At 34.2% G+C, this 20,086-nt stretch carries 22 protein-coding genes; 6 read left to right on the top strand and 16 right to left on the bottom strand.

Annotation, left to right across the window (positions count from 1 at the left end):
- Positions 1 to 792 carry a serine O-acetyltransferase EpsC gene (gene epsC, locus ACFX5F_RS07920; RefSeq protein WP_379851529.1) on the bottom strand — a complete coding sequence of 264 codons (792 nt, stop codon included), beginning with the start codon at positions 790 to 792 and terminating at the stop codon, positions 1 to 3.
- A 212-nt stretch (positions 793 to 1,004) separates the two neighbouring features.
- On the opposite strand from epsC, the gene ACFX5F_RS07915 reads away from it, so the two are divergent.
- Together ACFX5F_RS07915 and tnpA are read left to right on the top strand one after the other, a co-directional pair.
- Positions 1,005 to 1,706 (top strand): DUF1003 domain-containing protein, encoded by a 702-nt coding sequence (locus ACFX5F_RS07915; protein WP_379851528.1) that lies wholly within the window; start codon positions 1,005 to 1,007, stop codon positions 1,704 to 1,706.
- A gap of 80 nt (positions 1,707 to 1,786) precedes the next feature.
- Positions 1,787 to 2,224, top strand: coding sequence for an IS200/IS605 family transposase (gene tnpA / locus ACFX5F_RS07910; RefSeq protein WP_379851527.1), 438 nt, complete (start codon positions 1,787 to 1,789; stop codon positions 2,222 to 2,224).
- A 74-nt stretch (positions 2,225 to 2,298) separates the two neighbouring features.
- On the opposite strand, the gene ACFX5F_RS07905 is transcribed toward tnpA, so the two are convergent.
- Together ACFX5F_RS07905 and ACFX5F_RS07900 are read right to left on the bottom strand one after the other, a co-directional pair.
- Complete coding sequence (locus tag ACFX5F_RS07905) at positions 2,299 to 3,681, bottom strand: ATP-binding protein (protein ID WP_379851526.1); 1,383 nt, start codon at positions 3,679 to 3,681, stop codon at positions 2,299 to 2,301.
- Between the two features lie 219 nt (positions 3,682 to 3,900).
- Positions 3,901 to 4,179 (bottom strand): DUF2752 domain-containing protein, encoded by a 279-nt coding sequence (locus ACFX5F_RS07900; protein WP_379851525.1) that lies wholly within the window; start codon positions 4,177 to 4,179, stop codon positions 3,901 to 3,903.
- 101 nt (positions 4,180 to 4,280) lie between these two features.
- On the opposite strand from ACFX5F_RS07900, the gene ACFX5F_RS07895 reads away from it, so the two are divergent.
- Together ACFX5F_RS07895 and ACFX5F_RS07890 are read left to right on the top strand one after the other, a co-directional pair.
- A complete protein-coding gene (locus ACFX5F_RS07895; RefSeq protein WP_379851524.1) occupies positions 4,281 to 4,463 on the top strand; it encodes a hypothetical protein in 183 nt (60 codons plus the stop codon).
- Positions 4,456 to 5,007: a DUF8465 domain-containing protein gene (locus ACFX5F_RS07890; protein WP_379851523.1), complete on the top strand. Its 552-nt coding sequence runs from the start codon at positions 4,456 to 4,458 to the stop codon at positions 5,005 to 5,007. The genes ACFX5F_RS07895 and ACFX5F_RS07890 overlap by 8 nt, the downstream gene beginning before the upstream one ends.
- A 136-nt stretch (positions 5,008 to 5,143) precedes the next feature.
- Here the strand turns inward: ACFX5F_RS07890 and ACFX5F_RS07885 are convergent, their stop codons facing one another.
- The gene (locus tag ACFX5F_RS07885; protein ID WP_379851522.1) at positions 5,144 to 6,100 is read right to left on the bottom strand and encodes a hypothetical protein; all 957 of its coding nucleotides are present in this window, start codon (positions 6,098 to 6,100) and stop codon (positions 5,144 to 5,146) included.
- 193 nt (positions 6,101 to 6,293) lie between these two features.
- Between ACFX5F_RS07885 and ACFX5F_RS07880 the strand changes: the two genes are divergently transcribed.
- A complete protein-coding gene (locus tag ACFX5F_RS07880; protein ID WP_379851521.1) occupies positions 6,294 to 7,214 on the top strand; it encodes an EamA family transporter in 921 nt (306 codons plus the stop codon).
- A gap of 19 nt (positions 7,215 to 7,233) precedes the next feature.
- Positions 7,234 to 8,358 (top strand): cysteine desulfurase family protein, encoded by a 1,125-nt coding sequence (locus ACFX5F_RS07875; protein WP_379851520.1) that lies wholly within the window; start codon positions 7,234 to 7,236, stop codon positions 8,356 to 8,358.
- Between the two features lie 338 nt (positions 8,359 to 8,696).
- Here ACFX5F_RS07875 and ACFX5F_RS07870 read toward each other — a convergent pair whose 3' ends face one another.
- The 12 genes from ACFX5F_RS07870 to ACFX5F_RS07815 form a co-directional block, all read right to left on the bottom strand.
- Positions 8,697 to 8,906: a hypothetical protein gene (locus ACFX5F_RS07870; RefSeq protein ID WP_379851519.1), complete on the bottom strand. Its 210-nt coding sequence runs from the start codon at positions 8,904 to 8,906 to the stop codon at positions 8,697 to 8,699.
- Between the two features lie 15 nt (positions 8,907 to 8,921).
- Positions 8,922 to 9,959, bottom strand: a complete 1,038-nt coding sequence (locus ACFX5F_RS07865; RefSeq protein ID WP_379851518.1) for a glycoside hydrolase family 130 protein — start codon at positions 9,957 to 9,959, stop codon at positions 8,922 to 8,924.
- 40 nt (positions 9,960 to 9,999) lie between these two features.
- On the bottom strand, positions 10,000 to 10,977 hold the full coding sequence (locus ACFX5F_RS07860; protein WP_379851517.1) for an MlaD family protein: 978 nt from the start codon (positions 10,975 to 10,977) through the stop codon (positions 10,000 to 10,002).
- Between the two features lie 8 nt (positions 10,978 to 10,985).
- The gene (locus ACFX5F_RS07855) at positions 10,986 to 11,738 is read right to left on the bottom strand and encodes an ABC transporter ATP-binding protein (RefSeq protein WP_073207993.1); all 753 of its coding nucleotides are present in this window, start codon (positions 11,736 to 11,738) and stop codon (positions 10,986 to 10,988) included.
- Positions 11,739 to 11,744: 6 nt separating this feature from the next.
- Positions 11,745 to 12,527 (bottom strand): MlaE family ABC transporter permease, encoded by a 783-nt coding sequence (locus ACFX5F_RS07850; RefSeq protein ID WP_379851516.1) that lies wholly within the window; start codon positions 12,525 to 12,527, stop codon positions 11,745 to 11,747.
- Positions 12,528 to 12,799: 272 nt separating this feature from the next.
- Complete coding sequence (locus ACFX5F_RS07845) at positions 12,800 to 15,397, bottom strand: cation-translocating P-type ATPase (RefSeq protein ID WP_379851515.1); 2,598 nt, start codon at positions 15,395 to 15,397, stop codon at positions 12,800 to 12,802.
- Positions 15,398 to 15,452: 55 nt separating this feature from the next.
- Positions 15,453 to 15,746, bottom strand: coding sequence for a chaperone modulator CbpM (locus ACFX5F_RS07840; protein WP_379851514.1), 294 nt, complete (start codon positions 15,744 to 15,746; stop codon positions 15,453 to 15,455).
- Positions 15,743 to 16,657 (bottom strand): DnaJ C-terminal domain-containing protein, encoded by a 915-nt coding sequence (locus tag ACFX5F_RS07835; protein ID WP_379851513.1) that lies wholly within the window; start codon positions 16,655 to 16,657, stop codon positions 15,743 to 15,745. Before ACFX5F_RS07835 ends, ACFX5F_RS07840 begins: the two co-directional genes overlap by 4 nt.
- Before the next feature lie 88 nt (positions 16,658 to 16,745).
- Positions 16,746 to 17,174 carry a universal stress protein gene (locus ACFX5F_RS07830; RefSeq protein WP_379851512.1) on the bottom strand — a complete coding sequence of 143 codons (429 nt, stop codon included), beginning with the start codon at positions 17,172 to 17,174 and terminating at the stop codon, positions 16,746 to 16,748.
- Positions 17,175 to 17,430: 256 nt separating this feature from the next.
- Complete coding sequence (locus tag ACFX5F_RS07825) at positions 17,431 to 18,009, bottom strand: YceI family protein (protein ID WP_379851511.1); 579 nt, start codon at positions 18,007 to 18,009, stop codon at positions 17,431 to 17,433.
- A 206-nt stretch (positions 18,010 to 18,215) separates the two neighbouring features.
- A complete protein-coding gene (locus tag ACFX5F_RS07820; RefSeq protein WP_379851510.1) occupies positions 18,216 to 18,473 on the bottom strand; it encodes a hypothetical protein in 258 nt (85 codons plus the stop codon).
- Between the two features lie 368 nt (positions 18,474 to 18,841).
- Positions 18,842 to 19,900 carry a reverse transcriptase family protein gene (locus ACFX5F_RS07815; RefSeq protein WP_379851509.1) on the bottom strand — a complete coding sequence of 353 codons (1,059 nt, stop codon included), beginning with the start codon at positions 19,898 to 19,900 and terminating at the stop codon, positions 18,842 to 18,844.
- Between the last annotated feature and the right edge of the window lie 186 nt (positions 19,901 to 20,086).

Here is a 20,086-nt window from a genome sequence, read left to right as displayed (position 1 = left end):
TTATTTTATCTCTTTTATTTTTACTTCAGTCGTGGTGGTATTCATTACGATAGATTTTGCAGGAATTGATTTTGTCACCCATGAATTTCCACCAATGATACTGTTTTTACCAATCACTGTCTCGCCCCCCAAAATAGTTGCATTGGCATAAATACAAACATTTTTCTCCACGGTAGGATGTCTTTTAGAATTTTTCATGTCTTTACTTACACTTAACGCACCGAGAGTTACTCCCTGATAAATTTTTACGTTTTTTTCGATGACGGTAGTTTCTCCAATTACGATTCCGGTGGCATGATCAATAAAGATTGGGGATGCAATAGTTGCGCCTGCATGAATATCAGTTCCGGTGATTCGATGCGCATATTCACTCATCAATCTGGAAAACAACAAAAGATCCAAGAGGTACAATTCATGACTCAATCTATAGATTGCAATGGCGTAAAAACCAGGGTAGGTCAAATACACTTCTTCGATGCTGTTTGAAGCAGGGTCATTTGCTAAAAAATAATTGGCATCTTGATTCAGTTTTTCAAGAACTAAAGGCAAGGATTCAAAAAATTTATCCCACATAGAATCGCATAGGGCATGCGGTTTTTTGCAAGCGATGGCTGATATTTCTTTAAACTGCTTTTCAAGTTCCTCAATGCTTTTATTTAGTGGAGCATTGGTGTCGAATAAAGAAAAAAATAGAAGCTCCGTAAAAGCCTCTGTTTTTGTTTTGATGCTATAATTGATGGTAAAACCATTTTTTAAAGCACTAATATTTTTGATAATCAGATCTTTTGTCATGATTATAGAATTGAATTGTTATATGAAAACTGTAAAAGTAAGGCGTTTTTAGAAAAAGAAGCAAAAAATTGATAAAGAAATTTTGAAGATGTGGCATAAATGCAAGGAAATGAAAGTCTATTCGATTTTATAAATTTAGCAGTTGATTCAAATTTTTGGTTAATGAAAAATAAAAGGTTTTAATATGTAAATTAGCAAGAAAAATAATTTGCATGGATACGAATACTACTTTCATAAGCGATATCTCAAAAAAGGAATTCCCTGTTGCGGATAAAGTTTCCGGAAAAACAATCAGAAATCCCATATTAGCCTTAATCCAAAAAGATTATCCTGATTTTAGCAGTGATGAATTTCTTTCTATCGGTGAGTTAAACCTGTATAGGGAAAAGTACATTTCAAATTACTTACTGGTTGAAATAGGGGAGCTTTCTAATCTGGAAGCTAAGGTTATTGGTTCTTTAGAGGAAGATAGATCTCTGGTAAGTACAGTGGAAGAGGAGATTGGTGTTCGCACTTTTGGTCAAGTAATAGCAGATAAAGTTGCAGCTTTTGGCGGAAGCTGGAAATTTATAATTCTTTTTGGAGTATTTATTGTTTTGTGGATTTTGGCTAATATTTATATTCTAATGAATAAAGGATTCGATCCTTATCCGTTTATTTTGTTAAATTTAATTTTATCCTGTCTAGCAGCTCTTCAAGCGCCGGTTATTATGATGAGTCAAAATCGTCAGGAAGAGAAAGACAGAGAAAGGGCGAAAAAAGACTATATGATTAATCTGAAATCAGAACTCGAAATCAGAATGCTTCATGAAAAGTTGGATCATTTGATTATGCACCAACAGGAAGAGTTAATAGAAATTCAAAAAGTTCAAATCGAAATGATGAATGATATTTTGACTCGAATAAGTAAATAAGATTTATTGGTCCCAAAAATAGTTAAAACTATGCACTTTAGTGCATTTCGCTTTTAGCTTCTAAAAATGTACATTTGAATATGGATTTTCAAAGAACAAATGGACATACAGTATCAAGATTATCAGTTCATATAGTTTGGGCTACAAAGTATAGGTATGCAGTTTTGCAAGGTGATATAAAAATGCGTTGTAGAACTATTTTGATACAAATATGTGAAGCAGAAGGAGTTCAGATACTAAAGGGAGTTGTATCAAAAGATCATGTCCACATGCACATTGAATATCGCCCATCCCAAGATGTAAGTACTTTGGTTAAATTAATGAAAGGACGTTCTTCAAAAAAACTACAAATTGAATTCCCAGACCTAAAAAGAAGATATTGGGGACGTCATTTTTGGGCAATAGGTTTTGGATGTTGGAGCACGGGTAATATCACTGATGAAATGGTAAATCAATATTTGGAACATCACAGAAACCCGAATGAAAATAATAATGATAACTTCATAATTGAAGACTAGCAACCATGCAGACTTTAAGTCTGACAACCAAATCTATGGACTTTCAGTCCATAGTGGTTTAGTTATACGGTTACTTATGTGTTTTTAGGTAATGTAAAAATAAAACTTGCTCCATTGTTTTCTTCAGATTCAATGTAAATTTTACCTGATTTTCCTTCGATTATTTTTTTAACGATTGATAAACCAATACCAGTGTTTTCCTGCACATCACGAGCTAAAATCGTTTGAAATATCCCAAACACTTTTGTGTGATAACTTTCAGCAATTCCTGGTCCATTGTCTTTTATGGTAAATTGATGGAAATCAGGTAAAGATGCATAAGTGCATTCAATTTTCCCTATAGCTTTGTCGTTGTGATTTACCGCATTTGTAATGAGGTTACTGAAAATCTTGAATATTAATTTTTTTTCGGCAATAATAACAGGGAAATCATCTGCAATATAAACTTCAAATCCTTCAGAAGGAACCGTAGTTTCGACAATTTTTATCAGCATTTTCTTCAAATCTAAAGCTTCGCTGGCTTTTTTTGAGTTTTCAATGCGGGAATATTCCAGGACACCATTAATTAAATTCTCCAGCCGCACGATTCTTCCTTGCAGTAATTTAAAATTTTTGTGAACGTCATCCGTCGCACCAACTAAATCTTCCTGAATCCATTCTGAAAGGCTGTAGATTGCCCTTAATGGAGCTTTTAGGTCGTGTGAAATAACATAAGCAAATTGATCTAATTCCTCATTTTTTTTCTTTAAAATGAGTAGGGCATTGCGTAATTTTTCTTCTTCCGTTCGTCGGTTGATTATATCGTAATTCAGTATTTTATTCTTTTCTATTATTTTAAAAAGAAATAAGGCAGTTAATAGAAACAATGCAATTAATACAATGGATTCAATCAGGTTGAATAGTAAAGTACGATTCCATGACTTTGCGTCAAAATCCATTCCGTAAACAGCAATAGTTTTGCCTGTAATGTTGTCTTTTATAGGGATATATGCGCTTACCCACGTTCCCCATCTGTCAGTAGAAGGTTCTGTAATAATCTCTTTTTCGTTCTTGAAAGATTGATGCGTAGTTATATCAGCTTCTGTGTACTCTTGACCGGGTGGTGAGTAATCTTTAGAGTTTTCTGGTTCCGAATCAACAATGAAGTATACTTTTTGGTTTTTTTGAGTTAACAAATAAGCAAATCTGGCTTCTGGATTGACTCGGATGACTTCTTTTAAATTATTTTTTAAAATCTGATATTCCGGTTTACTAATGTCGTTGGGTTTTATTTCCAGCTTTTTTAAATATTCTTTAGGCAGTGTTACTTCAATAGATTTTGCAATTTGCAATACTCTTTTAGTTCGATCCTCACTAAATCTGACATAGGTAAAATACAGATAAAATATTCCCAAAGCTAGAATTGTAAAAAACACTATTTTTTCTATCGATATTTTTTTCAGATACTTTTTCTTCATAGATGCTAAAATATATCGTGTTTTTAATTTAGGGAAAAAAAATAATTATGTATTACAATTAATCTAAGGGGTTCCTTTCTTCAAAAATAAGATTTTTTATGGCTTTCAAAGCTTTTAAATTATTTTAATTTAAAAATTGTTTTTAGGGAAATAAATGCGAGTAAATTTATTTTGATTTACTTGTGGAAAGTTTTGAAAAAGCAAAAATAAAGTTGTCACTCAATAGTGTTTATAAAGGTAACCGGCAATCATAAAAAGGCCATTAATAATCGCCATTCCAATGATTAAATTTTTGTAGTTTCTTTGTTTGTCTACAAAGTGCAAACCTACAATTCCTAAAAATAATAGGGTAGTATAAATAGCTGGATACATTTGAAAAGCAGCTGCGAAATTGCCTCTCAAAAGTAACACTAATCCTCGCTGAAATCCGCATCCCAAACATTCCACTCCAAACAGTGTTTTGCTCAAACAAGGAATCATGTATTTTTCTAAATCCAATTATTTTGTTTTTACAATTTTACAAAAAAATAAGAAACGAATGAGATAATAAATTGATGCAATTTTAAATTTAGTACTTTTGGAAACTGATAGATAAAGAGATGAAAAAAATTATAATTCCAATAATGGTTGTGGCCATAATTATTGCTTTGTACGAGCAGGTGAGTGCCCAGAAAAATGTGTATGTAATGGTAATTGCAATCGTAATTTTTATGATGGGAATGATGCAATTGAGTGCCAAGATACCAAGTAAAAATCAAGATAAAGAAGACGAAAATGTTTAACAAAGGCGATAAGGTTTCAGTGCTTGACGAGGCTATAAACGGAGTGGTGCTTTCAGTCAAAGAAAAGGAAGTTTCGATAGAAACAGAGGATGGATTCGTGATGACATTTTTTGTCAAAGAGTTGATTAAGGTAAACTCTTCCAGTAACTTAATGGATTCTATTAGAAGAATTAATGTAGATGAGATTGCAAAGGAAAAAGAGATACCAAAACCACGCAGTTTTGTCAAAGAACGCAAAGACAAACACGAAATTTCAGCCCCTGAGTTTGATTTGCACATCGAAAAATTGGTCCCTAATAAACGCGGAATGTCTAATTATGATATTCTTACTTTGCAAACTGAAACAGCAAAACGACACATAGAATTTGCTATTCGAAATCGCATTCCGAAGATTGTTTTTATCCATGGTGTTGGCGAAGGAATCTTAAAAGCGGAGCTTGATTTCTTATTAGGCCGTTATGACAGTATCGCTTTTCAGGAAGGGAATTATCAAAAATACGGACAAGGTGCAACAGAAGTTTTTATCAAACAAAGCACCAAATAATATTGTTTTAGATTCTTTTTGTCAATAAAAAAAACGTCAGTCAGAGAAATTTTCGAATGAAAATGGGCTCTTTAACTGACGTTTTTTATGCTTAAAATAGGCTTTACTAGTGGTTTAGTTTGCCTAATATTTGGGGTTAATTAGTGGTATAAAGATCACCATAAATGTAACGATCCCCCAGTTTAAAATCATTGCTTCCTTTCTTCATAGTAACATTTTTAAGCACTATGGTATGTTTAAATCCAGAGCCAAATGCAGTGGTAGTTACTTCTACAATTCCGCTTATATTCGAAACTCCCGCTGCAGCAATCCATTCTTCACTTATGACAGGAGTAGAAGGAACGGTTGTGTTACAAAAATAGCTTCCAGTAAGTAAGCCGGAGAATAATCGGTAAGTAAGCTTGTTCTTAGAATCACCAATAAGTCCGGTTCTTGGCGTATTTAATGACGTTGCTGCACTTGCAATAAGTGTAGGATCTATGTCCAAAGTAAGGGCTTCACTACTATTGTAATTGTAAATCTGGTTAGATGAACTACATTTTTCTACTGTTTGGTCAAATCCGAAAGGTAATGCGTTTGCTGAGGTAACATAATCACCAAAAGGGAATGTTTCATAAACCTGAGTTCCGCTATTTTTAGCAAAAGTGACATTCTTGAAAACGATATTGTGATTGTAACCGGTAATTCTCGTGCTGTTATCAGTAGCGCTTGTGGTTTTTACGGCAGTGGTAAATATTTGTATTTTTCCGGCGGTAGCAGTCCATTGATCCGTTACAGTAGGAGTTACAGGAGGTATAGTTTCACAAATATTTGCCGTAGAGATGGTTCCGTTATAAAAACGGTAAACTAATCTGTTTGCGCTGTTTATATCGATGATTGTTGGTGCGCCAATCAAACTTGGTTCATTTGTAAAAGAATTTTTAGGTATTTCGAGAATTAATGATTCTTTATCTTTCAGTTTGTAAATGATATTATTGGTAGCGCAACTTTGTGTGGCAACAGCTTCAAAACTAATATCTTCTTGTATTAAATTACCGTCATCACAGCTATTCAGGAACAAGGCAACAAACAACAGGCTTACAACTCTTTTCATTTTTATAATATTTGAAACAAAAATAGAATTTTTAATTTGTTCCAATTACATTCCTATTCAAAAACATGGAATTTAACAACATATTAGTTTTTTAAATTTTAAAGAAAGGCTGTTGAAGCTTTATCGAAATGGATGGATTACGGTAATTTAAAGCGAAAACAAATCAGTATCTTTGCCACAATTTATAGCATATATGAGACTTAATAAATACTATTTAGCCGCTTTTTCCGCCTTTTTTATTTGGGGATTTTTTAGTTTAGCATTAAAACCGTTACATAATTACCCTTCTTTGGATATTTTATTTTACCGCGTTTTTTTTAGTGTTGTTACCATGCTATTGATTAATCTTTGCTTTAGAAAAAAAGTACTGAAAAAAGACTGGAATCAGTTCAAAAGTATGACTGCAAAACAAAAACGAAGTGTTGTTGTTTTGACGCTTGGAGGCGGCGTGTTTTTGTCTTCAAATTGGTTTGTTTTTATATATGTAATGAATCATATAAGTGTAAAAGCAGCTTCGTTAGCTTATTTAATATGTCCCATTTTGACTACGATATTGGCTTTTTTTATATTGAAAGAAAAATTGAGTAAATGGCAATGGTTTGCTGTGCTGTTAAGTGTTTTTAGCTGTGTTTTATTATCATTAAATCATTTTGAAGATATCTTTTATAGCCTTATAACTGCAGCAACTTATGCTTTGTATATTATTAGTCAGCGAAAAAATAGTGAAATGGATAAATTTTTGGTGTTAACTATTCAGTTGGTCTTTACAGCGCTGATTTTGATCCCTTTTTATCCAACTTATAGCGGAACGTTGCCTACAGAAACTTTATTCTACGGTTGTTTGTCAGTAATTGTGGTTTGTTTTACAATTATCCCTTTATTTTTAAACTTGTACGCACTGAAAGGAATTAATTCTTCAGCCGTTGGGATTATGATTTATATAAATCCAATAATTGGGTTTTTGATTGCTATTTTTTATTACAAAGAACAAGTTAGTGTGCTTCAATTGTTTTCTTATTTTCTGATTTTGGTTTCTATCGTGGTGTTTAATGAGAAACTCCTATTTCCCAGAAAAATGAAAGTAGTTCCATCAGAAATAGAAGGCTTAAAATAATTTTTATAATTTTCAAATAATGAAAAAAGTATATCTCGATAATGCCTCTACTACTGCCATTCGCTCTGAAGTGATTCAGGAAATGACCAAAGTGATGACGGAAGATTTTGGAAATCCATCATCAACGCATAGTTTTGGCAGAAATGCCAAAAGCATTTTAGAACTTTCCAGAAAATCTATAGCAAAGCAATTGAATATTGCTGCACAGGAAATTATTTTCACATCCTGCGGAACTGAAGCCAATAATTGGATTCTTCGTTCGGCAGTCAAAGATTTAAAAATAAAACGTATAATAACCAGTAAAATAGAGCATCATGCCGTTTTGTATACGCTGCTGGCGTTGCAAACTGAGTATGATATTCAAGTCGATTATGTTGCGGTTAAACCAAATGGTGAAATTGATATTACGGATCTAGTGGAGTTGCTTTCACAGGAAACAAAAACTTTGGTTAGCCTGATGCATGTCAACAATGAAACAGGAACTATTTTGGATTTAGAAAGAGTAGTACGCATTTGCAAGCAGCACAATGCATTATTCCATTCAGATACAGTACAGTCTATAGGAAAAACAGAAATAGATTTACAAGCTATTCCTGTTGATTTCATAGTAGCTAGTGCGCATAAATTTCACGGGCCTAAAGGTGTTGGATTTGCTTTTGTTCGCAAGAACTCCGGTTTGCAACCTTTGTTTTTTGGAGGTGAACAAGAAAAAGGATTAAGGGCAGGGACTGAAGCACTGCATCAAATTGCCGGAATGGCAAAAGCATTAGAACTTTCCTACACTAATTTACAAACGGAAAGAACTTATATCTCCGAATTAAAAAGCTATTTGATTAGTCAACTTGAAATTGAATTTCCAGCATTTGTGATAAACGGAACTGTCGATGGATTCTATAATATGTTGAATGTTTTATTGCCTTTTTCAGAAGATAAAACGGCAATGATTTTATTTCATCTCGATATGAAAGGAATTGCAGTTTCCCGCGGAAGTGCATGCCAATCAGGTACGATAAAACCATCTCATGTTTTAGCTGAAATGCTTTCTCCTGAAGATTTGAAAAAACCAAGTTTGCGTATTTCTTTGAGTCATTATAATACAAAAGAGGATATTGATTTGCTAGTAGAAGCATTGAAAAGTTTATAAGAAATGGACTGAAAAGAAGGTTTTTTTGTTGTTGTGACTACCATGAGGAATTATTATAGTTTTAGATATATGGCAGTCATAAAAATATGTCAGAATTTATTTATATTTTTTGGTGAGTACAATGATTTGATCCGATAAATCATTTATGGCGTGAACTACTTTTTTTCTTTTTTCATTAGGATTTGGAAGTACGGTATGGAAAACGGTTACAATAGGTTTGTTTAAAGCCAGTATGTTATCTCCATATTCCCCACCAAAAAGACCAAATTCATCTTGGATACAAACTAATCCAATATCACTTCTTTCGTTTATTTTTTCAGCAACCAGTCTGTAATCATCTAAAAAAAAGAACGTAAAATATATTCAACTTCATCACCATATTGAAAATGATATTCATTATTTTGTAAAGCGCATACTTCAATTGGTAATGTATTGCCAAAAACAGTTTTCACTGCATTTACAATATCATTTGAAAAAGTTGCTATTCCACACTCTCTAGGCGGATACGTACTTACAATTAGCATTTTTATTCCTTTTTCAAATTTCATGGCAATTCTTTTTTTTTAAGGTTGTTTTTTCAATTCAAGAAGTAATTCATGAATATTCATTTTAGCAACGGCAATATGTTTGTCAGCCGCACCATAGTATATATAGAGGTCCTCTCCAAATAACGAATGACCCGTTGGAAAAACAATATCGTTGACTTCACCTTCTATTTCCCATTGTTTCGTTGGAGAAAAAAGCGGATAGGGCAATCTGGATATCTCCATTTCAGGTTTTTCTAAATGTAATAAAGCAGCCTTTGCATGGTAGATTCTCCCAGTTGTAGTTTCGTGTACCCCATGATAAATTAATAACCATCCATCAGCAGTTTCAATTGGGGGTACCCCGGCTCCAATGTAGCTCATTTCGTATGCATCTTTTGGGTCTAAAATAATATGATCGGTCAAGTTCGTTAGATAGTCTTCCCAAAAAGATAGCGTTAAATCTTTCCAGTTATCAAACTTTACAATTTGGATACCCGGCCAAATTCTATGCAAAAGAACAAATTGTCCGTTTATTTTTCTGGGGAACAATACCAAATCTTTATCACGTAATAAGCGGGTTTCGTCACCTTTCAGCCCTATTTGCGCAAAAAGATTATAGTATTCATGGTATTTTGGATTTAGTTTCGTTGCATTGCAAAAATTTACATAGCTTTCATATTCCTGATAGTTAACTTGGGGAGTAATTATTCCATGTTTTTCAAAATGAATTAAATCTTTTGAAGTAGCAAGCGCTCCCATGGCATTGATACCATCATAAGCTGTATAAGTTATGTAGTACGTATCCTCAATTTTTACAATTCGAGGGTCTTCCACTCCCTGTTTTTCATAATCAAATTCCCGGGTAATAATAGGTTGTTCCATTCTTTCGACTATTTTCAGAGGCCCTTCCATCCTTGCATATCCAATGGCAGAATAGTGTCCTTTTTGCGCTGCTCGGTATAAAATATGAACTGTATTGCCCTCTTGATAAATACCAGGATTTAAAACCCCTGTATTTTCAAATTCTTTGTCAGTGGGGCTCAGAATTATTCCTAGCTTTTCTATTGTAACCATGGTTTATATTCTTTTCTAATTCAATATTAATTTCATTAATCTATTTTTTTTGCTCTTTCAGTTTTGCTTTTTCCTGTTTTTTAAAATAACCCCGAAATAGAAAATTGTGCTTCAAGGCTTCCATATTTTCGTTTAAACGGAAACTAGCTTCTTTAATATTTGCCATAGTGGAATCTATTTTCAAAACTAATTTTGGATCGTTTGATAGATAATTTATGGCTCCTTTTCCTTCCTTAACATTTGCGATCGTTAAGTTGAGATTGCTTAACACTTTATTTATTTCTGCGCTAGATTTGTCTAAATTGTGTACAATTGTTTTGATATTATTGGCCACAGCAGTGTCTTTCATTACACCAATCACATTATTTTTATTATCTAATGAGCCAATAAGATTATTCAATTTTGTTACAGACTCGGTAGTTAATTTTCCTGTTATTTTTAAATAGTGCATGGTTTCCTTTAAATCTTTTGCTAAAGTAGAGTCTCTAATCAATAGGCCAATTGTTCCTTTTCCCTCGTTTATTTGTGACGTAATTTCAAGTAAATCTGCCGTAAGATGAGCTGCATTTCTATTGGTAACTCCCAGAGTATTTAACATCTCATCTGTGCGAACGCGGTTCATCGATTTTATTTCGTCTCCGGGCTCAACCGGAAGCGATATTCCTTTGCCGGGTATAATATTGATGATCATACTTCCCACCAAACCATCAGAGCCTATGATGGCAACTGCATCTTTTTTTATATGACTAAAAAGGGTTTTGTCAATGATCATATCTACTTCTATAACAGAATCATTGACCATATTGATTCCTCGTACCGTTCCTGAATTTACTCCTGAATACCGCACGTTATTGCCTATTTGTAAACCATTTACGTTATTGAATACCGCTTTTAAATGGTTTGTTTTCCCAAACATTTTTTGCTTGTCCCCAATAAAATAGACGGCTACAATAAAAATTAGTAACCCAATAATTACAAAGATTCCAAGACGTATTTTTTGTGATGCTGTTTGTTTCATTTCTATCCTTATTTAAAAAATGCTTGTACTTTAGGATCAGTTGAGATTGATAGTTCTTCAAAAGTTCCTTCGATATAATTCTTACCTTCTACCAATAATATCATTCTATTTGAAATTACTCTCGCGCAGTCAACATCATGAGTAATTATGATTGATGATGTATTGTATTTTTCCTGAATGGATTTCATTAGCATCAGAATTTCTTTTGCAGTAATAGGATCTAACCCAGTCGTAGGTTCATCATAAAGAATTATTTTGGGTCGAAGGATTAGCGTTCGTGCCAAAGCAATTCTGCGTTTCATTCCTCCCGAAAGTTCTTCCGGCATTAAATTTATCGTATTTGCTAAACCTACACTTTCTAGGGCTTCCATCACCAGTGGCGTGGTGTCTTTGATTACTCCAAATTTTTTGGTGTGACGCCGTAACGGAAATTCTAGATTTTCTCTAACCGTCATAGAATCATAGAGCGCGCTTCCCTGAAAAAGAAATCCAACTTCTGTTCGAAGTTCGTCTAATTCCTCCCGGTCGAGCTCACTGATATCCTTTCCCATCACTTGAATAGAGCCTCTGTCATGTTCTTCCAATCCGATGAGACATTTTATCATTACGGATTTTCCGGAGCCGGATTTCCCCATGATAACCAAGTTTTCACCTTCATACAAGACCATGTTGAAACCATTTAATACGTGATTTTCACCATAGCTCTTCATCAGATCTTTGATTTCTATAATGGGTTTTAAATTTGGAACTGTTGTATCCATATTAATCTATAAATCATAAAAAATATCAGTAACAAAAACCGCGATAAAATCAATAATAAAGAGAAGCATTGAAGTGAAAACCACCGCAGAATTTGCCGCTAAACCTACACCTGCCGTTCCTTTTTTGCAATAATACCCTTTAAAACAACCGACTAATCCTATGGCAAAACCAAAAAAGAAGGTTTTAATTGTTGAGGGTATTAGATCGCCAAATTCCAGAGCATTAAATACCTGATTGAAATATAATAAAAAAGAGACATTTCCTTTTAAGTTCTCTACCAAGTAGGAGCCGAAAATTGCGATAGCATCTCCAAAAAAAACTAATACGGGAAGCATAAAAGTGGTAGCCAAAATACGGGTGACCACTAAATATTTAAAGGGATTTGTTCCTGAAACTTCCATTGCATCAATCTGTTCTGTTACTCTCATGGAACCTAATTCGGCACCAATTCCTGAACCAATTCTACCAGCACAAATTAAAGCGGTAATAATAGGGCCAATTTCTCTAATGATGGAAATACTCACCATGGAGGGCATCCAGGAAACAGCACCAAATTCTTGAAGGGTAGGCCGTGATTGTAAGGTGAAAACTAAACCTATGATAAATCCAGTTACAGCAACAAGAAGTAAGGAACGATTTCCCATATTAAAACATTGACGAAGAAATTCTTTGAATTCTGAAGGAGGCTTAAATGCTTCCTTGAAAAAACGACCGGCAAAATAGGAGAGTTCACCTATTTCAAGTAGAAAATTTTTGAATAATTCTATTATTTTAAAAATACTATTCATTAGTCTATGAATTAATTTTTAACAGAAAATGGCTACTCAAATATACGATTATTTGTCTGAATATCAGAGATTTTGAATGTTTGTTAATTTGTTTTTTTGATGGTTTTGTCGAAAAAAAAGGCATTTAGAAAAATAGAGATACTTATAGAACGGTTCTTTTTATTTTTCAATAAGAGAAATTTCACTTCAATGGTTCATTGTCGTGAGGGGAAAATATTCTTCGGGAAACGTTATCCATTAATAGCTTTTTTTTGCGGAAATGGAATAAATAATTAAAAGACGATTATCGTTTGTTTATTCCTGTTTTTTATCCATTTCTCCATTTCACCGACCCAAAATACAATACTTGAAACTGCTAAGGTTAATAGGAACTCATAGATAGTTAGTGGTTGTGTTTTAAAAATTTGATTAAAGAAAGGGGTATAAATAATCATAAACTGTAATGCAACAGTAATTAATAAAGCACCGAGCATGGGTTTATTGGAGAATAATCCAATCTTAAAAATGGATTGCTGGGAACGAATTACCATTACGTGACCCAGCTGACTGAAACAAAGTACCGTAAAAGCCATCGTTTGCCAATGTGAGTTCGCAACGTGTATTGCATAGGCTTGCATCGCAATGGTGACAACACCCATTAAAAATCCCACCCACAAAATATGTACCGCCATACCATTTGAAAAAATATTTTCTTGCGGATTTCTGGGTGGTCGTTTCATGATGTTTGATTCGGATGGTTCTGAAGCTAGTGCTAATCCGGGTAAACCATCGGTAACTAAATTAATCCAAAGAATATGTATGGCCAACAACGGAATGGGCAATGCGAAAAATGGGGCTAAAAATATTGCCCATATTTCTCCAGAATTTCCAGTCATAATATACTTTATGAATTTTAGGATGTTATCGAATATTTTTCTGCCGTGCATAACCGCAACTACGATAGTGGCAAAATTATCGTCAAGCAAAATCATGTGTGAGGCTTCTTTGGAAACTTCTGTGCCGTTGATTCCCATTGCAATACCTATATCGGCATTTTTAAGTGCAGGCGCATCATTCACACCATCACCTGTCATGGCTACAAAATGTTTTTTGGATTGTAAGGCATTAATAATTCTTAATTTCTGTTCCGGATTTACTCGGGCATATACCTTTACTTTTTCGACGATATTTATAAACTCAATCTGTGTTAAATGGGAAAGTTCTGAACCTGTCATTACAAGATCTTCGTCCGTAGAAATAATCCCAAGTTTTTCTGCAATGGCTTTGGCAGTGAGCTTATGATCGCCCGTAATCATCACGGGAATAATACCTGCTTCTTTGCATTCAGTGACAGCCTGCCTAGCTTCTTCACGCGGAGGGTCAATCATCCCGGCAAAACCAATAAGGGTAAGATCCGTTTCAATTGTGTTAGCATCTAAATTTTCAGGCAAAAAAGGAATCGTTTTTATGGCATATCCTAACACTCGATAGCCTTTCGCTGCCATTTCGTTGACTTTGTGTTCAAATTCGACAATATGTGATTTTTGATCGGCACTCAGTTTATCAAACAACACATCAACGGCTCCTTTTGTAATCACTAGGATTTCAGCATCACTATTTTGGGTTTGATGTATTGTGGTCATACATTTTCTTTTGGAGTCAAAAGGTAGTTCTGCAATTCGGGGAAATTTTGATTCTAGATCGGCTCGATTTGAGTTTTTTTCAAAGGCATATTGAACTAAGGCTACTTCAGTTGAATCTCCAATCCATTTACCATTTTGCCCCTCTGAAACATCATTATTTAAGGCTATTGCATGCAGCAACGGATTATTTTCCAGAAAAAGGGAATTGTTTTCAGTATCTGCTGTTTCAAAAATTTCTTGTACGGTCATCTTATTTAGTGTAAGCGTTCCTGTTTTATCAGAACAGATGTAGGTTACGGAACCCAGTGTTTCCACAGCTGGCAATTTGCGTATAAGTGCATTATTTTTGGCTAATTTCTTGGCGCCGAAAGCCAATGCAATGGTTACTAATGCTGGTAAAGCTTCTGGAATTGCTGCAACAGCAAGCGAAATAGAAGTAATCAACATGGTCATCACAGATTCTCCCCGCAACCATCCAATAAAGAAAATTATGGTGCAAATTATCAGAATACCTAATGATAATCGTTTGCCAAAAGCACCTAACCTTTTTTGTAAGGGGGTAGTGATTTCATCCGTTTGAAGCATTTTTGCAATTTTCCCCAGTTCGGTTTTCATTCCCGTTGCGACCACATAAGCAAGTCCTCGCCCGTTAGTTATAGACGTACCTTTATAGCCCATATTGCTGCGGTCACCAAGTGAATAGTCCCCTCCTGAAAGTTCTTCTGGGATTTTTTCCACGTTATTAGATTCCCCTGTAAGTGCTGATTCATCCGCTTTTATTTGGTTCGTTTCAAAAAAACGGACATCAGCAGGAATGATATTTCCTGCTTCTAGAATAACGACATCTCCGGGCACTAGATCAGAAGCAGGAATATTAAACTTCTTTCCTTCACGTAAAATCAGCGCATGGTTAGCGGCCATATTTTTTAAGGCTTCCATTGCTTTTTCTGCACGGTATTCCTGAATTAATCCTACAAAAGCGTTGATTACTACGATAGCGAGAATAATAACCGTATCCGTTATATCACCTATTATTCCCGAAATGATTGCTGCCGCGATCAGAATCAGAATCATAAAATCAGACAATTGAGAAAGAATCATCTGTAAAATAGTTTTCTTTTTCGAGTCTTCAATTTGATTTTTCCCATGTTCGGTCAAAAGATGTGAAGCCGTTGTTTGATCAAGACCTAATGGGGTTGTATTTAATAAGCTAGCTATTTCTGAAAGAGGGAGTAGATGCCAGTTCATAACTTTATTTTTTACTTTTTACGGAACATCAAAAATGTTTTTTGATATATCAATCTCAACTTTCATACAACCGCAATCTGTTTTTGACAGAAATCAACTCGTTTTGTAATTTATCTATTTGCTGCAAGAGATTAAATACCACATCAATTCCTTCAATATTAACAGCTAGCTCCTGATGCATGCGGATCATTTTTTCGATTTCATAAATTGCGTCAGGGCTAATGTATTTGGTTTCATCGATCGTAAGAATCTCGATTAATCCAATTTCATTTAAATTAAAAATGAATGACATTTCTACATTGTAATGGTTGTATAACGAGGACAAGGGGATGAGTTTTTCTATGTTCATGACGTTCTTAACTTAGCAAGTTCCATAAATAATTCTTTTTCTTTTTCAGAAAGATTGATAGGTATTTGAATTTGATAGGTAATATATAAATCTCCAAATTCTCCCTCTTTTTTATATACCGGAAATCCTTTTCCTTTTAGTTTTACTTTTGTACCGTTTTGAGTTCCGGGTTTTACTGTAAGTTTTGCTTTTCCGTCAAAAGTGTCTGCAGTCACCTCACCACCTGATATAGCGGTATATAAATCCAGAGTCACTGTGGAGTATAAATTGTGCTTGTCTAGCTTAAAATTGGTGTGGTTCTCCACTGTGAAAGTGATGTATAAATCTCCTTTTGGTCCGCCACTAGAACCTTCACCGCCCATACCACTAATTTTTATCTGCTGACCATTCTCTACTCCGGCAGGAATAGTTATTCGGATGTTTTTGCCATTGATGGTTAATGTTCGCTTGTGGGTTGTATACACATCTTTTAAATCAAGGTGCAATTCAGCATTAAAATCCTGTCCTTTAAACTGGGCACTACGTCCTCCTTGTCTCCCTGATTGACGACCACCAAACATTGATTCAAAAAAGTCTGAATAATCGCCACCCCCACCAAATCCTGAAAATCCCCCACCTTCATAACCACCTTGTTGTCCACCTCGCGAATACTGTCCTTGCTGTTTTGCTTTTTCATATTGCTCAGCATGTTGCCAGTTTTCGCCGTATTCATCATATTTTTTGCGATTTTCAACATGGCTTAGTACCTCATTGGCTTCATTGATTTCCTTAAATTTTCTTTCGGCTTCTTTGTTATTTGGGTTTAGGTCAGGATGGTGTTTTCGAGCCATTTTTCGATACGCCTTTTTGATCTCGGCTTCCGTTGCTTTTTTATCCACTTCTAGGATTTTGTAATAGTCTATAAATGCCATCGTAGATTAGTTTAATAATTATCAGTGTTGCAATTATGAGATTTTATCTGCGGATTGTTTCTATTGGGACAAAGTTTTTCTGTCATGGTTAAATAGGGATTATGAATACGGGTATTTCCGAATGTCGGACAATCTTTTCAGCTACACTGCCCATAATCAAATGTGAAATTCCGGTTCTGCCATGCGTACCCATAACGATTATATCTGCGCGCCATTCTTTGGCCACATTCAAAATTACTTCATAGGGAATCCCTTCTTCTACAAACGTCGAAACTTTATAGTCCTTAAATAGGGTTTCAATGAGCATTTGCTGATTTTTTCGATAGTCGTTTATTGTGATATCTGCAAATTCCTTTGGCGTAACGGCACCTTCTGTTATGAGCATTGTTAGGTCAACAACGCTTAGTAATGCAATCTCGGCATTTAGTTGACTACCTAGTTGAAACCCATTTAAAGCAATTTTTTCGGATGTGGGATCATTGTCAACTGCTATTATTAATTTTTTCGTGTTGTCCATGTCCTTTGATTTTTATAATTGCTGTTTTATTAATCTTTTCGGCGCTCGGAAGTAAAACATAATATCCTGCTATCAGTCGATTTGGACTTTCAAATTTAATCAATTTTTCATTGTTAAAATAGGATTTAAGTGTTTTGTTATGAATGAAGTAGCTCAAAAAGGCATTTTTTTTTGGACTACTCAAGAGAAGAAATTTGTTTTTTCTATAATTATTTTAGCTTATGATTGACAAGATTTTAAATCCCTTAGAAGAAATTTATTGTTTTACAAATTCACTGTCTGCCTTAATTTTCACTTCATCACTAATCATTGGAGGAGGAAATTTTGAACCGACGTTAAAATCGGAACGTTTTATAATTCCGCTAAATTGAAATCCGGCGGTAATTGCTTTTGATTGCGGATTTGTTATAGTTCCTCTATACCACATATTGATGGTTACTGGCTTTGTGATTCCGTGTAGCGTGAGATTCCCCGTTAGTTTGTATTTACCTTTTTCTTTTCCGATTTTTTTTATAGATGTACTTTTAAAAGTCATTTTAGGATATTTTTCCACATCAAAGAATTCAGCGCTCCGTATATGATTATCCCGCATCTCCACTTCGGTATTGATGGAGGCCACTTCTGTTGAAAGTTCAAAAGAGGCGTCACTAAAATCAGCTTTGGTAGCTGTCGCGTCTATCTCAAATATTTTGAATAATCCGGCAATATCAGAAATGCCATGATGCACGGTACTAAAAGTTAATTTTGAATGCATTGGATCTGCTTTCCATGTGGTTTGTGCCAATAGAAAAGTAGAGAAAAATAAGGTTGCGATAATTGCTGTAATTTTTTTCATGGATTAATTTTTTTAAATATTCGATAAAGATTTTAGAAATTTTGTATTGACCAAATCAATGGTGTAAATGATTGTAATTTTTAGCTATTCGTCTATCAAATTTAATCAATTATTTGATGGTTAAAATAAATTAAAACATTTTATTTCAGATAGTTATGTAATAAAAAAATGGAGCTTAGGTTTCTTGTAGATTTCAATAATTTTCCTTAGTCCAGAAGTCGATAAATTATTATCAAAAGGATAATAGCCACAATTCCGGAATAGATTAATTTAGTATACTTTGCTAACCAATTGGGAAGGTAAATATCAAAATTGTCTTTTGTAGAATTGGAATATTTACGCGCCAAAATAGTCAGCGGGCAAAAGAATTTAAAGACTAATAAAGTAATTCCTTCCATAATTATTAATCCGTAACCTATCCACAGCCATTTATCTAGTTTATCAGCTACTACGGCATATAGCATTTAGAAAATTACTAAATTGAAAAATAGCCAAATCAGAGTGTGTATGATTTTAATAAGTATCAGTTTAGATTTCATTAATTTCAATTTTTAGTCAAACAGATTCCGTCTATATAAATTAGAAAAAGAGCCAAAAGCTATCATGCGGGCACAAAAATTGGGTAGGATCTTAAACACGAATTTCACGAATTTGCACAAATTAATTCGTGTAAATTCGTGAAATTTATGTTTAACTTTTTAATATCAACTTAAAAATCACTGTAAATCTGCTTAATCAGTGCTATCTGTTTCCTATTTTAAACTTGTGTCCAGACGGAAGCAAAAACGGAGCTATTTATGATGTCAATGTTTCACACTGGCAGTACTTCTCGTTACATGAGCAGTGGTTGGATCATTTTTGTTTTCTGCTGTTTCTTTTTTAGAGCAATCAATACTGCTTTATAGCCTATAAATTCTACATCTTTTGGGTTTATTTGCAGTACAAAATTTACTTTTCCTAGTAGATGTTCCAGATAATAACTATGGTTAATCTCCCTGTATTCGCGATGTTCGTCTATGCCAAATTTTTTGATATAATGCATATCTTGTCTCAATTCATTTCGTTTATGAAATGCGACCTGCGGTTTGTCATTGACTACAATGCCAGTTACGGTTTGTCTCATATTGGGCGTCATGAGTTTTGTTTTAGCAGTATTGATATGAAGATTTAAGTTTTCAACTATAGTGGTAATTTTTGACAACAGTTCTTTTTCGTCAAAATCACCGGAGAAGCTCAAATCATCAGCATAGCGAGTGTATCTTATTTTTCTTTCTATGCAAAAACTGGAAATGACAGCATCATCATCTTTAAAAATAAGATTTGATAAATAAGGGCTGGTTGGTGCTCCTTGCGGTAAGGTTCCATCGCGCGTACATAATTTTGAAAGTAGTTTTGATACCATTCGCGAATAGCCTAAAGTAACAAACACTTTTTCAATTGATTTAATCGAAATAGAGGGGAAAAAATTTTCCAAATCCAAAGTGAATACTTTGGGTTGTTTTTTATGAAATTTTAAGTTTTCGATAAGACCTGAATTAGGTTTATACGCTTTAGCAAAAGCGCTTATGGGTATTTTGTAAAGTATATTTTTTAGAACCCAGATTTGTATTTCTTTCAAGCTGGGAAGCGGTTCGGAAATGGCTCTTTTTAACCCGTTCTTTTTTATGATTTCAAAATCGCGATAAAAGTATTTGGGATAAAGGGATGCTTTTTTGAGATATTCTTTTTTGTAGCCTACAAGTGCAGATAGATGGGAAGTGTTGTAAATTACAGGGACATTATTTAAAAACAATACTGCGGCATATTCTAAACATCTTTCAATATTATATTCTGAGAAGCTATTTTTAGAGGCTTCCTGGATAAAGGCTTCTTTGTAATGTGTAAAATCCATAATTACAAATCGTTAATGGAGTAGGGACTGTTTTGTCCCTAACCCCAATTAAGAATACCGGTTTAAAAGTTCGGAGCTCTGCGGAGGATCTTTTAAACCTGGTGCTTGAAAAAGCGTTCAAATACAGAACAGTGACTCACGGTTCCGTCACTAGCCAAGGCTATGTGAGTTCTTTAAGAATTCGAT

This window comes from Flavobacterium zhoui, from assembly GCF_042787235.1.
GTDB classification, from domain to species: Bacteria; Bacteroidota; Bacteroidia; order Flavobacteriales; family Flavobacteriaceae; genus Flavobacterium; species Flavobacterium zhoui.
The sequence above is the reverse complement of the archived record's forward strand: the minus strand, read 5'-3'. Positions and strand labels throughout refer to the sequence as shown.

Coding starts and splice junctions, on each gene's coding strand:
- epsC (WP_379851529.1), bottom strand. CDS start 792: ATGACAAAAGATCTGATTATCAAAAATATTAGTGCTTTAAAAAATGGT.
- ACFX5F_RS07915 (WP_379851528.1), top strand. CDS start 1,005: ATGGATACGAATACTACTTTCATAAGCGATATCTCAAAAAAGGAATTC.
- tnpA (WP_379851527.1), top strand. CDS start 1,787: ATGGATTTTCAAAGAACAAATGGACATACAGTATCAAGATTATCAGTT.
- ACFX5F_RS07905 (WP_379851526.1), bottom strand. CDS start 3,681: ATGAAGAAAAAGTATCTGAAAAAAATATCGATAGAAAAAATAGTGTTT.
- ACFX5F_RS07895 (WP_379851524.1), top strand. CDS start 4,281: ATGAAAAAAATTATAATTCCAATAATGGTTGTGGCCATAATTATTGCT.
- ACFX5F_RS07890 (WP_379851523.1), top strand. CDS start 4,456: ATGTTTAACAAAGGCGATAAGGTTTCAGTGCTTGACGAGGCTATAAAC.
- ACFX5F_RS07885 (WP_379851522.1), bottom strand. CDS start 6,100: ATGAAAAGAGTTGTAAGCCTGTTGTTTGTTGCCTTGTTCCTGAATAGC.
- ACFX5F_RS07880 (WP_379851521.1), top strand. CDS start 6,294: ATGAGACTTAATAAATACTATTTAGCCGCTTTTTCCGCCTTTTTTATT.
- ACFX5F_RS07875 (WP_379851520.1), top strand. CDS start 7,234: ATGAAAAAAGTATATCTCGATAATGCCTCTACTACTGCCATTCGCTCT.
- ACFX5F_RS07870 (WP_379851519.1), bottom strand. CDS start 8,906: ATGAAATTTGAAAAAGGAATAAAAATGCTAATTGTAAGTACGTATCCG.
- ACFX5F_RS07865 (WP_379851518.1), bottom strand. CDS start 9,959: ATGGTTACAATAGAAAAGCTAGGAATAATTCTGAGCCCCACTGACAAA.
- ACFX5F_RS07860 (WP_379851517.1), bottom strand. CDS start 10,977: ATGAAACAAACAGCATCACAAAAAATACGTCTTGGAATCTTTGTAATT.
- ACFX5F_RS07855 (WP_073207993.1), bottom strand. CDS start 11,738: ATGGATACAACAGTTCCAAATTTAAAACCCATTATAGAAATCAAAGAT.
- ACFX5F_RS07850 (WP_379851516.1), bottom strand. CDS start 12,527: ATGAATAGTATTTTTAAAATAATAGAATTATTCAAAAATTTTCTACTT.
- ACFX5F_RS07845 (WP_379851515.1), bottom strand. CDS start 15,397: ATGAACTGGCATCTACTCCCTCTTTCAGAAATAGCTAGCTTATTAAAT.
- ACFX5F_RS07840 (WP_379851514.1), bottom strand. CDS start 15,746: ATGAACATAGAAAAACTCATCCCCTTGTCCTCGTTATACAACCATTAC.
- ACFX5F_RS07835 (WP_379851513.1), bottom strand. CDS start 16,657: ATGGCATTTATAGACTATTACAAAATCCTAGAAGTGGATAAAAAAGCA.
- ACFX5F_RS07830 (WP_379851512.1), bottom strand. CDS start 17,174: ATGGACAACACGAAAAAATTAATAATAGCAGTTGACAATGATCCCACA.
- ACFX5F_RS07825 (WP_379851511.1), bottom strand. CDS start 18,009: ATGAAAAAAATTACAGCAATTATCGCAACCTTATTTTTCTCTACTTTT.
- ACFX5F_RS07820 (WP_379851510.1), bottom strand. CDS start 18,473: ATGCTATATGCCGTAGTAGCTGATAAACTAGATAAATGGCTGTGGATA.
- ACFX5F_RS07815 (WP_379851509.1), bottom strand. CDS start 19,900: ATGGATTTTACACATTACAAAGAAGCCTTTATCCAGGAAGCCTCTAAA.